Raw genomic sequence first — 12,826 nt, 5'->3', positions numbered from 1 at the left:
GCTCTGCGCATGTCCGAGACCCCGACCGCCGCCGACCGGCTCCAGGTGCTCGAGGCCATCACCGACACGTCCTTGGGGAAACTCGGACAGGACAAGGTGATGGCCACGCTCCTCGCGCGCGTCCGTGAAGTCCTCGGGGTCGACACGGCCACGGTGCTCCGGCTCGACCCGACGGCGCAGCAACTGCAGGCCATCGCCGCCTCCGGGATCGAGGAGGAGGTCTACCAGGACGTCCGGATCCCGGTCGGTGCCGGCTTCGCGGGGCGAGTCGCCGAGCAACGGCGGCCGGTGATCATCGACCACGTCGACCAGACCACGGTGGTGAACGCGCTCCTGTGGGAGCGAGGGCTGCGCACCCTGCTCGGGGTGCCGATGGTGGCCGAGGACGAACTGGTCGGTGTGCTCCACGTCGGGTCCGTGACGCCGCGGGAGTTCTCCGAGACCGACGTCGAACTGCTGCGGCTGGTGGCCGCGCGGCTCGCGCTGGAGGTGCAGATCGACATCGCCGCCAGCGATCGCGCGGCCGCCGCGGCGCTGCAGCGGAGCCTGGTGCCCGCCCGGCTGCCCGCCGTCTCCGGGATGACGTTCGCCGCCCGGTACGTGCCGGGGACCGAGCCCGGTGTCGGCGGTGACTGGTACGACCTGTTCCCGTTGCCGGACGGCCGTCTCGGCATCGTGATGGGCGACGTCGCCGGGCACGGCCTCAACGCCGCGGTGATCATGGGACGGCTGCGCAGCGCCCTGCGCGCCTACGCGCTCGAATCGGACGACCCGGCGGAGGTGCTGTCCAAACTGGACAGGAAGGTCCAGCATTTCGAGCCGGGGGCGCTGGCCACCGTCGTGTACGGGTCGGTGTCGGCTTCGCGGGACAGCATCGCGATCTCGCTGGCCGGGCATCTGCCGCCGGTGCTCGCGGCGCCCGGTGAGCCCTCGGTGTTCGTCGAAGCCCCGGTCGACCCGCCCATCGGGGTCTCCGGGCCGGAGCGCCGAAGAGCCGAGATCGACCTGCCGCCCGGCGCCGTGCTCGCCTTCTACACCGACGGTCTCGTGGAGCGCCGGGACCAGCTGATCGACGTCGGCCTGCAACGGCTCGCCGACGTGGTCACCGCCGATCCGCCTTCGATGGTCTGCGCCCGGGTGATGGCCGCGCTCGTCGGCAACACGCCTGCTCAGGACGACATCGCCCTCCTCGTGGTCCGATGCGACCGGAACTGAGTCACCGGACCGGGTGATTGGCGCGGCGGTTCACGGCCGCGAGCTCGACGGTCCTGGCGATCCGCCGCTCGCGGGTTTCCGGCTTCTTCGCCGTCAGGATCCATTCCAGGATCAGCCTTTTCGACGACGGCGGGAACTTCTCGAAATGGGTCCGGGCGGCCTCGTCGGCGTCGAGCCGGGCCCGCAGGTCCTCGGGGACGCCCTCGCCGTCCGGCACGACCTGCCAGCGGCCCTTCTCCTTGGCGAGGTCGATCATCGCCTGCCCGCGTTCGGTCATCAGACCCTCGGCGATCAGGCGCGCGGCCCGCTCGCGGTTGACGCGGCTCCACGAACTCCGGGGGCTGCGCGGTGTGAACCGCAGCCGGGAACTCGTGGCGTCGTGCTTGCGGTGCAGCCCGTCGATCCAGCCGAAGCACAGGGCCTGCTCCATCGCCTCTTCGATCCGGATGCTGGGGACGCCGCTGCCCTTGTGCCGGATGATCAGCCAGACCTCCGTCGCGGTCCCGGCGTGCTCGGCGAGCCAAGCGCGCCACTCGGCGGGTGAGGCGGCGCTGAAGGTGGTCTCGTCCATGGCAGGGTTCCTTTCGTCGTAGGAGTCTGTGACCATCATCGGAACCAAAGTGCTCACCGAGTGAGCGCTTTTCGAAAGGAGGTGGCCCGGATGGAGATCTGGGTGAACCCGGCATGCTCCAAATGCCGGTCCGCGGTGTCGATGCTGGACGAGGCGGGAGCCGAGTACACCGTGCGGAAGTACCTCGAAGAGCCGCCGACGGCGAAGGAACTGAAGGCCGTCCTTGAGCGGCTCGGGCTCGAACCGTGGGACATCACCCGTACCGCCGAGCCGATCGCGAAGGAACTCGAGCTGAAGACGTGGGGGCGCACGCCCGCCGACCGCGATCGGTGGGTCGAGGCGCTGGTCACCCATCCGAAGCTGATCCAGCGCCCGATCATCACCGCCGACGACGGCACGACCGTCGTCGCCCGGACGCCGGAGGCCGTTCGGTCGGTGCTGCCCGGGGGATGAGCAACACCAGCATCAGGATCAGCGCCGCCGCGCCCGCGAACACCGGCCGCAGCCCGAAGATCTCCGCGAGCAGCCCGGCCGCCGCGGCCCCCAGCGGTTTGGTGCCCCACGCGACCAGCCGGTGGCCGCTGGTGGCCCGCCCCAGCAGGTGATCCGGGATGATCCGCTGCCGCAGCGAAACGACGACGACGTTCCACACCATGACCCCGGCCCCGCCGAGGAAGAAGACCGCGCCGATGACATACGGATTCGTGGTCGCCGCCGGGATTCCGGCGAACGCGGCACCGGTGAACAGGGTGAGCGCCAGCGTGCGGGAGCGGCCGAGCGCGAGTTCCACGCGCTCGGCCGCGAACGACCCCGCGAAACCGCCGAGGGCGATGGTGGCGAGCAGGAATCCGTAGGCCTGCCCGGACAGTCCCATCGCCGACGCCGGGCCGACCGCGTAGAGCACGAAGAGCGTGATCACGGCGCTCGTGGCGAGGTTGAACCCGCCGACCATGATCGCCAGGATCCGGAGAAGCCGGTTCTCCCAAAGGAAACGCAGGCCCTCGACCAGATCTTCGCGCACGCTCGTGTCCCGCGTCCGTCCGGCGCGGAACGCACCGGGGACGAAGAAGAGCGCGGCCACCGAGACGATCCAGAGCGCCGAGGACACCGAGAACGCCGCGAAAGCTCCCGCGGCGACGAGGAATCCGCCCAGTGGCGGGCCGGCGAATTCGTTGGCGGTGAGTTCGGCGGCGTAGAGGCGGCTGTTGGCCCGCGTCAGCCGGTCGCGGCCGGCGATCTGCGGGAGGATCGCCTGCGCGGCCGTGTCGTGGACCGTTTCGGCGACCCCGATCCCCAGCGCGACCACGTAAAGCAGCCAGATCGACCCGAATCCCAGCGCGATCGCCGCCGCTAGTGCGGCGAGCAGGCTCGCGCGGACCATGTTGGCGGCGAGCATCGCGCGGCGCCGGTCGACGCGGTCCGCGAGCACCCCGGCGTGCAGGGCGAACAGCAGCCACGGCAAGGAAGACACGAACGCCAGTCCCGCGATGAGCGCCGGTGACCGGGTGAACTGGACGGCCACCAGGCCGAGCGCGATCTTGACGATCCCGTCAGCCAGGTTCGACAGCCCCGACGAACTCCACAGCCGCCAGTAGGCGGTCCCGAGCGAGGTCACCGATCGAGGATCGCACATCGATTGAGAAAACTCCATCGATGTTTCTCTTCTCCATCGGTCGGCTACGCTGCGGTCATGGACGATCAGGTCGCCGCGAGGGTCGCGGACCGGCGGCGGGAGGCGACGGCGCGCGAGGCCAAGGCGCTCGGGCATCCCTTGCGGCTGCGCATTCTCCGGCTCTGCGGCGAGCGGGAACTGACCAACAAGGAACTCGCCGTCCGGCTGGACAAGGACCCCGGCACCGTGCTCTACCACGTGCGGCAGCTCACCGAGGCCGGTCTGCTCGAACAGGCCCCGGTGCGCACCGGCGCGAGCGGTGCGCTGGAGAAGCCCTATCGCAGCGCCGGCAAGTCCTGGTGGCTGGACGGGCCGCTGAACGGCGAGGACGAAGACACCCGATTCGGGCCCATCGAGGCCTTCCAGGACGAACTCCGCGAGGCCGGGCCGGGTTCGGTGCGGGTGGTCGAGCGGTTCGCGCTGCACCTTTCGCCGGAAGAGGCGACCGAACTCGACAACCGCATCCTCGACATCCTCGACGAGTACGTGGCGACCGATCAGCAGCGGCTCGACAAGCCGCTGCTGAACGGGATCTTCCTGCTGCACCGCATGGCCGAGTGAGCCTCAGGTCAGCTTGCGGAAGAAAGCCCGGATGTCGCCCAGCAGCAGATCCGGCGCGTCCTGCGTCGCCCAGTGGCTGCCGCGGTCGAATTCCTGCCACGACACGATGTTCGCGTGGTCCCGTTCGGCGAAGCGCCGCAGTGGACGGAAGTCGTAGGCGAAACTCGCCAGCCCGGTCGGCGCGGTCGTCGGCTCGGACGGGTGCTCGGTGTGCTTGTCCTCGTAGTAGAACCGCGCCGCCGAAGCCGCGGTGTTGGTGAGCCAGTACAGCGTGGCGTTGGTGAGCACGTGGTCGTCGCTCGTCGCCGACAGCAGTTGCGCGCTCCAGGCCAGCTGCCCGGTCGGCGAGTCGGCCAGCGCGTGCGCGAGGTTCTGCGGCGCGCTCTCCTGAAGCTTCGCGTAGCCGGACATGTCGTCGTTGAAGGACTGGAGGAACTGCATGTACTCCAGTTCCTTCTCGGTCATGCCTTCGAATTCCGCCGGGTCGCCGCTGGGGAACGAGAACAGCTGCGTGACGTGCACGCCGATCACGTGCTCCGCGTCGGCGCGGCCGACCTCGGGGGCGACGAACGAACCCGCGTCGTTCCCGTGCGTGCCGTAGCGCTCGTAGCCCAGGCGGCGCATCAGCTCGGCCCAGGCCCGCGCCGTGCGGTACCGGTTCCAGCCCTTTTCCCGCGTCGGGCCGGAGAAGCCGAACCCGGGCAGCGAGGGGATGACCACGTGGAACGCGTCGGCCGGGTCGCCCCCGTTCGACCGCGGGTCCGTCAGCTGGTCGATCAGGTCGAGGTACTCGAAGACCGAGTTCGGCCAGCCGTGGGTGAGGATCAGCGGCGTCGCGTCCGGTTCCGGCGAACGGACGTGCAGGAAGTGGATGTTCTGCCCGTCGATCTCCGTGGTGAACTGCGAGTACTCGTTGAGCTTCGCCTCCCACTTGCGCCAGTCATAGCCCTCGCGCCAGTACGAGACCAGGCGCCGCACGTACTCCAGCGGCACGCCGTACTCCCAGCCCGGCGTGACCGGCCCGCGCTGCACCCCGTCGGTCACCTGGTCGGCGGGCAGCTCGTTCGCCCAGCGGACGCGGGCCAGACGGTCGGCGAGGTCGTCCAGCTCGGCCTGCGGGACCTCGACGCGGAAGGGCTTGATCTCCGTGTTTTCGTTCATGAGACCAAGGTAGAGTGCCATTAGGAACACTCCGTTCCTAATGGAGGGGCAGCCTGAAGAAATGTTGGAAACTTCGGCACGATTACTCCGTTTGCTCTCCCTCCTGCAGACTCCCCGCGACTGGACCGGCACCGAGCTGGCGGAACGCCTGGAGGTCAGCGCCCGCACGATCCGCAACGACGTCGAGCGGTTGCGCGCGCTCGGCTATCCGGTGAACGCCACCCGTGGTTCGGTCGGCGGCTACCGCCTCGGCGCGGGCGCCGATCTGCCGCCGCTGCTGCTGGACGACGAGGAGGCGGTCGCCGTGGCGATCGGCCTGCGGACCGCGGCCGGCGGTACCATCGCGGGCGTGGAGGAGACTTCGTTGCGCGCGCTCGCCAAGCTGGAGCGGGTGCTCCCGTCCCGGTTGCGCCGCCGGGTGAACGCCCTGCAGGCGTACACGGTCCCGGTGCCGAGGGACGAACCCGGCCCGCGTGTCGCCGCCGAGACGCTCACGGTGCTGACGGCGTGCTGCCGGGATCGTGAGGTGCTGCGGTTCGGCTACCTGACCCACGACGGTTCGGAAAGCGTCCGCAAGGTCGAGCCGTACCGCCTGGTGAACTGGGGACGCCGCTGGTACCTCGTCGCCTGGGACCTCGACCGCGGCGACTGGCGCACCTTCCGCGTCGACAGGCTGACGCCGCGAGTTCCCACCGGTCCGCGGTTCACCGCGCGCGAACTGCCCGAGGACGTCACCGACCGCGTGCGGCGCGGGGTGTCGTCCGCCGCTTGGCGCTACCGGGCCGACGTCACCGTGCACGCGTCCGCCGAAGAGGTGACCGCGCGGATCAACCCGGCCGTCGGGACGGTGGAGGCCGTCGACGCGAACACCTGCGTCCTGCACACCGGCGCGGACAGCATCGAGACGATGGCCGTCCACTTAGGACTCCTCAACCTCCCTTTCCGTGTCACCGAACCCCCGCGGTTAGTCGACTACTTGCGCGAGTTGGCCGGCCGGTATCGCGACGCGACCCGCATTTAGTCGGCTAAATGCGGGGGAGGGCGAGGCGTCGCGAAAGCCACTTTCGGGACATCAGACGTCGCGAAAGTGGCTTTCGCGACACGCCATCGGGGAGGGAGGCGCGCGCGACCGGGCCGGGCCGGGCCCTCGGCGCTACCCGCGTTTAGTCGGCTAAGTGCGGGCGAAAGTGGTCAGGAAGCGGTCCCGGAACGCGTCCATTCGCCACACCGGCGCGTTCCGGTCCGGGTTCAGGCCGTCCTGCCAGTTCCAGCCCGCGATCTTGTCGAGCACCGCCGGGTCCCGCGTGACCACCGTGATCGGGACGTCGTGATCCGCGCCCGCGCCGGCGACGATCGGGTTCGGCTGGTGGTCGCCGAGGAACACGAGCACGAGATCGTCGTCGCCGTACGTCTCCACGTACGAGATCAGCGAGTTCAGCGAATAAGCGATCGAGTCGCCGTACGCACCGCGCACCTTGGCCGGGTCGGTGAACACCTCTTCGGGCGTTTTCCCTTGTGAAGGCATGGGATCGTAGATCGACCCGTCGCCGACGTCCTTCCAGCCGACCAGACGGGGGAGCGGCGTCCACGGCCAGTGACTGGTGACGAGGTCGATCTCCGCCATCAGCGGCGGGCGGTTCCGATCGCGTTCGGCGCGCTGGAAAGCCGAAAGCGTGAACTGGTCCGGCATCGTGGCGTAGGAGAACGGCGGTCCGCGATACCCGATGGTGCGGGAGTCGTAGTAGCGGTCGTAGCCGTAGACCTTGCCCTCCGGCCAGTCCTCGGTATGCGCCGGAACGACGCCGACGGTCTCCCAGCCCGCGCGCTTGAACGCACTCCCGAGGGTGAACCGGTCGGTCTTCACAAAATCGTCGTACCGGTGCTGGCTGTCGACCCAGACGCCGGATTGGAACGTCGAGTGCGCCAGCCAGCTCCCCGCGCTCGTCGTCGGCGACGTCAGAAAAGCGCTGCGCGAGCCGTACCCCGCGTTCTTCAGCCGCGCCGTCCCGGCGTCGAGCACCGCGTCGACCTTCGGCGCGATGTCCGAGTCCTGGACGGCCACGCGACCGTAACTCTCGACGAAGGTGAACAGCACGTCCTTGCCGCGCAACGCGTTCAGCAGCCCGGAGGCCGGGGTGTCACGGAAGGCGTCGACGGCGATCTCCTCGGCGAAGGCCTCCCTGTCCCGGATACCGGCTCGCACCTGCCGGAGGTCGTCGTAGGCGAAGGCGACCGCGCTGCGCGACGCGAACGGCTGGCCCGGAGCGAGTTGCGCACCGGAAACCGCGCACACCATCCAGAGCACGCTGAGCACGGCCGTCACCCGGGTCGACGCGGTGCGCCGTCCGGCCACCACCCGGCTCAACCGCAGGACGGCCAGCGCCATCAGCACGATCACGGCCACGGCCAGCAGCGTCAGCCCGGCGAACGACGCGAGCGCGCCCGCCCGGCCGATCGACGTGCCGAGCAGGTCGACACCGTTGCCGAGCACACCCCAGTCGAAAACGGGGTTGAACCGCCGGTTCAGCGCGAGCCCGAAACCGATGTCGATGGCCTTCAGCACGGTCAGGAGCCCGAGGAACGCGCCAGCCGACACCGCGACGACGCGACGCGCGCCGTCTCGCAGCATGAGCACGACAGCCACCCCGAGCAGCGCCTCCACCGGCAACCGCACGAACGCCTCCGGCGTCAACCTGTCGAGGTCGTCCGGCGCGAGCAAGGCGAACAGCACGAGGACGGCGGACAGCGTCGTCGCCGCGCTGGACGCGATTTCGCGGGCTGCCGTGCGGTCGCCGGGCAGGCCGACTAGGGCGGGACGCGGGAAAACCGACAAGGCGGGTTCCTTCCGGGGTGGACTGCCTTCATCGGATTACACGGACGAGGGGCCCCGGCGGTTCAGCCCGAGCGCCACGTGCGCAGCGCCCACCACCAGTTGACGGTGTGCCGCACATCCGGCGGGTCGAGCGACGTCCCGGTGATCTCGCCCAGCCGGGAAAGCCGGTACCGGACGGTGTTCGCGTGGACGTGCAGCGCGGCGGCCGTCTGGTCGAGCCGCCGCCCGTGGTCGAGGTAGGCCAGCGCGGTCGAGACGAGTTGTTCGTGGAACGGATCGCCTGGCGTCAGCGCGTTCAGCAGGGTGCCTTCGAGCAGCGCGGCGAGCCCCGGTTGGGCGGCGAGCGCGGTCTCCACGGCCAGGTCGGCCACCGCGTGCAGACCGCGGGACCGCGCCGACGGCAGGGCCATCACGCACAGGGCATACGTGCCGCGGACCTCGGCGAGCGGGACGGCGGGGGAGGCCACCATGAGCACGTCGTCCCCGAGCGCCGCCTGCGTAGGGAGCCGCGGCGCCAGCCCGGCCAGCCGACCTTCGACCAGACCGAAGACGCCACCCGTCGCGCCGAGCCGTCGCTCGACGACCCGTGCCTGATACGGATCGCCGACGTCGGTGAGCAGGCAGTGGTAGCGCCCGCCCGGGTTCAGCCCGGCGTTCGCGACCTCCTCGGCCGACGGCGCCGTCGTGTCACCGCCCAGCAACCGCCGCAGCACCCGGGCGCGGCTGTCGTGCGCCGTGCGGGAGAGTTCGAGTTCGGCGTCGTGATATCCGGCGATGACCTGGCGTTCGAGCGCGCGGGTGTTCCGGTCGAAGTCGACCAGCGCCGCCAGCATGACGTCGTCCGGCACCCCGGCCGCCTTGCCGCGTTCGACGGCGATCTCGACCGCGCGGCTGCGACCCGCCTGCACCCCGCGCAGCAGCGCGGCGAGCGGCACCCCCTGAGCGGCCCGGTCCGCGCCCAGGTCGGCGGCCGCCGCGTAGTCCTGCTCTCCGGCTCCACCCGGCCGGTCGAACGAGGCGAGCCCGGCCGCGAGGACGATCGCGACGTGCCTCCGGTTCTCGCCCACCGGCAGCCGCGCGACCTCGGGCGATTCCGTGCGGGCGGCCCGGACCACTTCGTCGACGACCTCGGCGTCGGCCGCCATCTCGGCCAGGAGGTCGTGGAGCGACCGGTGCGCCATCGCCACCGCCTTCCCGCGCGGATTGTGCCCGGTGCACAACGAAGCCGGCGGTCGTTGGCGACCGTCCTCTACCGAGGGTGTCCGGCCGGTTGGTTTCCTGTGAGCTACCGAAAGGTAACAGGCCCTCGCCGAAAGGTGCGCCCGATGCGGAAACGCCGGTTGCTGAACACCGTCCTCGTGACCTGCCTGGCCGCGGCACTGGGCTCGGTGCCCGCCGCCGCGGCGGACGACAGCCTGCGCCAGGTCCTCTTCGTGGGCAACAACTGGGAGGGGACGGCGGACATCATCGCGCCCTCCGGCGACTACACGAAGATCGCGCGCGTGAACATGGTGCCGGACAAGGACGAACGGCTCACCGAGATCTACCTGAACCCGATCAAGCTCGCGTTCTTCCTCGGCATCCGCAACGGCGTCGGTGAGGGGCACGACCAGCTCGTCGACGACCTCTACACGACCCCGGACGGCCGCGCGGTCGTCGCGTCCCGCCCGAGCTTCGCCGACGTCGTGTCGATCGACCTCGCCACCGGCCGGGTCAACTGGCGGTTCCCGGTGTCGGGTTTCCGGTCCGACCACATGGCGGTGTCGCCGGACGGCCGCAGCATCGCGGTCTCCGCTTCGACGTCCAACACCGTCCACGTGCTCGACATCGAGACCGGGCGGCAGCTCGGCTCGTTCAAGACCGGCGACAAACCGCACGAGAACACCTACACCGACGGCGGCCGGTACCTCTGGAACAGCTCGATCGGCGAGGTGAACACCGCGCTCGACGCGCCGTGGCAGGACTTCACCAAGGGCGACCGGAAGCTCACCGTGGTCGACGCGAAGACGTTCCAGCAGGTCAAGGTGATCGACATGCGCCCGCGCCTGGACGCCTTCGGCCGCAAGGACCTCTCCGACTCGGTCCGGCCGGTGGCCTTCACCCCGGACGAGTCGAAGCTGTACTTCCAGGTGTCCTTCTTCAACGGCCTCCTCGAATACGACGTCGCCGCCGACCGGATCACGCGGTCGAAGACGCTGCCGAAGAACCCGGACACCAGTGAGGACCGCACCACCTGGGTCAACGACTCGCGCCACCACGGGCTCTCGATGAGCCCGGCGGGCGACAAGCTCTGCGTCGCCGGGACGATGGACGACTACGCGACCATTGTGGACCGGGCGAGCCTCCGGGAAGGACCGCTCGTGACCGCCGCGAAGCCGTACTGGGCAACCGTGAGCGGCGACGGAAAGCATTGCGTCATCTCGGAAAGCGCCGCGGACCAGGTGACCGCGATCGACTTCGCGACCGGCGCGAAGGTGAAGTCCGTCCCGGTCGGCGATCACCCGCAGCGGATCCGGATCGGCCACGTGCGCACCGGTAGTCTGCGCGGGTGAGCGAAGAGATCTGGGCGGCCCTCGGTGCGACATCCCTCGACGAGGTGCGGCGCCGCGCCGCGGTGATCGACGCCGTCACCGAGATCGAGCCGGTCGAGGTGGACGGCGCGGTGCGGTACGCCTGGAACGACGGCGGCGGCCAGTCGGCGGTCTGGTACTTCACCCCGGACGGGCGCGCGCTGCTCCTGACCTTCGACCACGAATCGGCGTTGAACCTGTACGCCGAAGGCACCTACGAGGAGCAGGAGGCGCTCTATGGCGGCGTCCCCGAAGACCTCGTCGCGCTGGTGCGGGACCGGCCGGAGAACTACGAGTCCCTGAACATCGTCGACGCGGGCACCGGGCAGACGATCCTGTACGCCGGCGGCGTGTTCTGGTTCGACGGCACGAAGTGGGCACAGGCCGAAGGCTTCCTGGACCACTGCCGCCGGGAGGGCCTGGACCCGCTGAGCGAGTCGGGGTTCACCTACTGCCTCGGCGACTACCGGTTCGGCGAGGAGTTCACCCCCGAGCTGATCGTCGAGGACCGGGCCACCGACGGCTGGTACGAGGACGACGCCGAACGGGAGAAGGCACTGGCCGAGGTCCGCGAGATCTTCGCGCGGCTCGGCTGAGGAGTCCGCTCAGCGCACGATCTTGGCTCCGCTGTGGCACCGTTTCAGGAATGAGTCTGCTCCTGGGCCCGTTGCTGCGGCACGTCGACGACGTGTCGGCGACGGTGTGGGTCGAGACCGCCACCGCGAGTGAGGTCGAAGTCCTCGGCACCACCGCGAGGACGTTCGAGATCCGCGGTCACCACTACGCCCTGCTCGTGCTGACGGGCCTCGAACCCGGCTCCTCCCACGAGTACGACGTGCGTGTGGACGGCGAAAAGGTCTGGCCCCCGGAGGATTCCGGGTTCCCGCCCAGCCGGATCCGGACGCTGCCCTCGGCCGAGTCCCGGGTCCGGCTCGTGTTCGGTTCCTGCCGCAAACCGCACGACGGCGACACCTTCGGCCCGGACGCGCTGGCCGCGTACGCCCGCCGGATGGCCGCCGGCGAGGAAACCGAGTGGCCGCAGGCGTTGCTGATGCTGGGCGACCAGGTTTACGCCGACGAGACCACCGACGAGACGCAGGAGTGGCTGAAGCAGCGTCGTGACACCTCGAAACCGCCGGGGACCGAGGTGACGGACTTCGAGGAGTACACGCACCTCTATCTCGAAGCCTGGGGTGAGCCGTCGATCCGCTGGCTGCTGTCCACCGTGCCGACGTCGATGATCTTCGACGACCACGACGTCCGCGACGACTGGAACACCTCCCACACCTGGCGGCAGCAGATGCGCGCGCAGCCGTGGTGGCGGGAGCGCCTGCGCGGGGCGATCATGTCGTACTGGGCCTACCAGCACCTCGGGAACCTCGGCCCCGCCGAGCTCGCCGAGGACCCGACCTTCCAGAAGGCCATCGCCTCCGGCGGGGACAACGCCGGCCTGCTCGCCGAGTTCGCCGACGAAGCCGACGACGACCGCGACGGCACCAAGGGCGCGCGATGGAGTTACCGCCGCGACTTCGGCTCCGTGCGGCTGCTGGTCATCGACAGCCGCGCCGGGCGGATCCTGGTGGGCGGCGCCCGGTGCATGGTGGACGACGACGAATTCGACTGGATCGAGGACAACGCCGCGTCGCCCTGTGATCACCTGCTGATCGGCTCGTCGCTGCCGTGGCTGCTGCCGCCGGTCGTGTCCCATCTCCAGTCGCTCAACGAACGGGCCTGCGCGCGCCCCGGCCGGCGGGGCAGGCTCGCGGAGAAGATCCGGCAGGCGGGCGACCTCGAGCACTGGGCGTCGTTCCGCGCGTCGTTCGACCGGCTCGCGGCGATGATCGCGCGCGAAGGACGCCGGGACGATCCGCCCGCCACCATCGCGGTGCTCTCCGGCGACGTCCACCACGCCTACATCGCCGAGGCGCGGTACCCGGAGCCGGTGACTTCGGCGGTGTACCAGCTCACCTGCTCGCCGGTGCACAACGCTATGCCGCGGCCGCTCCGGCTGGCCTTCGGTGCCACCTGGTCGGCCCGGCTGGCGTCGCTGGCGCGCCGCTGGGCGGAGCGCGGCGGTGTCGAACCTCTTCCGCTCGAATGGCGGAAGACCTCGGGACCGCATTTCGGCAATGTCATCGCGACCGTCGAGACCGACGGCCGATCAGCCGTCACGACGATCGAACAGGCCACCGGTGAGGGGCTGACCGAGGTGGCCAGGCAGAGGCTGGCCTGACCCGGTTCCA

12 protein-coding genes are annotated in these 12,826 nt (G+C 70.1%); 7 read left to right on the top strand and 5 right to left on the bottom strand.

Annotated elements, in window-relative coordinates; genetic code table 11:
- The first annotated feature begins 9 nt into the window (after window positions 1–9).
- Complete coding sequence (locus NQK81_RS16175) at window positions 10–1,215, top strand: PP2C family protein-serine/threonine phosphatase (RefSeq protein ID WP_257488869.1); 1,206 nt, start codon at window positions 10–12, stop codon at window positions 1,213–1,215.
- A gap of 1 nt (window position 1,216) precedes the next feature.
- Here NQK81_RS16175 and NQK81_RS16170 read toward each other — a convergent pair whose 3' ends face one another.
- Window positions 1,217–1,786: a YdeI/OmpD-associated family protein gene (locus NQK81_RS16170; RefSeq protein WP_257488868.1), complete on the bottom strand. Its 570-nt coding sequence runs from the start codon at window positions 1,784–1,786 to the stop codon at window positions 1,217–1,219.
- A 90-nt stretch (window positions 1,787–1,876) separates the two neighbouring features.
- Here NQK81_RS16170 and NQK81_RS16165 point away from each other — a divergent pair, with 90 nt between their 5' ends.
- Complete coding sequence (locus NQK81_RS16165; protein ID WP_257488867.1) at window positions 1,877–2,239, top strand: arsenate reductase family protein; 363 nt, start codon at window positions 1,877–1,879, stop codon at window positions 2,237–2,239.
- On the opposite strand, the gene NQK81_RS16160 is transcribed toward NQK81_RS16165, so the two are convergent.
- The gene (locus tag NQK81_RS16160) at window positions 2,166–3,401 is read right to left on the bottom strand and encodes an MFS transporter (RefSeq protein ID WP_306856043.1); all 1,236 of its coding nucleotides are present in this window, start codon (window positions 3,399–3,401) and stop codon (window positions 2,166–2,168) included. The two genes, NQK81_RS16165 and NQK81_RS16160, sit on opposite strands and share 74 nt — an antisense overlap.
- 75 nt (window positions 3,402–3,476) lie before the next feature.
- Between NQK81_RS16160 and NQK81_RS16155 the strand changes: the two genes are divergently transcribed.
- Window positions 3,477–4,019, top strand: a complete 543-nt coding sequence (locus tag NQK81_RS16155) for an ArsR/SmtB family transcription factor (RefSeq protein ID WP_257488865.1) — start codon at window positions 3,477–3,479, stop codon at window positions 4,017–4,019.
- Window positions 4,020–4,022: 3 nt separating this feature from the next.
- Here the strand turns inward: NQK81_RS16155 and NQK81_RS16150 are convergent, their stop codons facing one another.
- Complete coding sequence (locus NQK81_RS16150) at window positions 4,023–5,180, bottom strand: epoxide hydrolase family protein (RefSeq protein ID WP_257488864.1); 1,158 nt, start codon at window positions 5,178–5,180, stop codon at window positions 4,023–4,025.
- A gap of 61 nt (window positions 5,181–5,241) precedes the next feature.
- Between NQK81_RS16150 and NQK81_RS16145 the strand changes: the two genes are divergently transcribed.
- Entirely contained in the window at window positions 5,242–6,201 is a 960-nt protein-coding gene (locus NQK81_RS16145) for a helix-turn-helix transcriptional regulator (protein WP_257488863.1), read from the top strand.
- 150 nt (window positions 6,202–6,351) lie between these two features.
- Here NQK81_RS16145 and NQK81_RS16140 read toward each other — a convergent pair whose 3' ends face one another.
- Window positions 6,352–8,013 (bottom strand): sulfatase-like hydrolase/transferase, encoded by a 1,662-nt coding sequence (locus NQK81_RS16140; protein ID WP_257488862.1) that lies wholly within the window; start codon window positions 8,011–8,013, stop codon window positions 6,352–6,354.
- 62 nt (window positions 8,014–8,075) lie between these two features.
- Window positions 8,076–9,194 carry a PucR family transcriptional regulator gene (locus tag NQK81_RS16135; protein WP_257488861.1) on the bottom strand — a complete coding sequence of 373 codons (1,119 nt, stop codon included), beginning with the start codon at window positions 9,192–9,194 and terminating at the stop codon, window positions 8,076–8,078.
- Window positions 9,195–9,338: 144 nt separating this feature from the next.
- Between NQK81_RS16135 and NQK81_RS16130 the strand changes: the two genes are divergently transcribed.
- Genes NQK81_RS16130 through NQK81_RS16120 form a run of 3 tightly spaced genes read left to right on the top strand, consistent with a single transcriptional unit; the run spans window position 9,339 to window position 12,816 of the window.
- Window positions 9,339–10,565: a YncE family protein gene (locus NQK81_RS16130; RefSeq protein ID WP_257488860.1), complete on the top strand. Its 1,227-nt coding sequence runs from the start codon at window positions 9,339–9,341 to the stop codon at window positions 10,563–10,565.
- Window positions 10,562–11,179: a hypothetical protein gene (locus tag NQK81_RS16125; protein ID WP_257488859.1), complete on the top strand. Its 618-nt coding sequence runs from the start codon at window positions 10,562–10,564 to the stop codon at window positions 11,177–11,179. The genes NQK81_RS16130 and NQK81_RS16125 overlap by 4 nt, the downstream gene beginning before the upstream one ends.
- A gap of 50 nt (window positions 11,180–11,229) precedes the next feature.
- Window positions 11,230–12,816: an alkaline phosphatase D family protein gene (locus tag NQK81_RS16120; protein ID WP_257488858.1), complete on the top strand. Its 1,587-nt coding sequence runs from the start codon at window positions 11,230–11,232 to the stop codon at window positions 12,814–12,816.
- Window positions 12,817–12,826: the final 10 nt, after the last annotated feature.

This window comes from Amycolatopsis roodepoortensis, from assembly GCF_024628825.1.
In the GTDB taxonomy this organism is placed as follows: Bacteria; Actinomycetota; Actinomycetes; order Mycobacteriales; family Pseudonocardiaceae; genus Amycolatopsis; species Amycolatopsis roodepoortensis.
The sequence above is the reverse complement of the archived record's forward strand: the minus strand, read 5'-3'. Positions and strand labels throughout refer to the sequence as shown.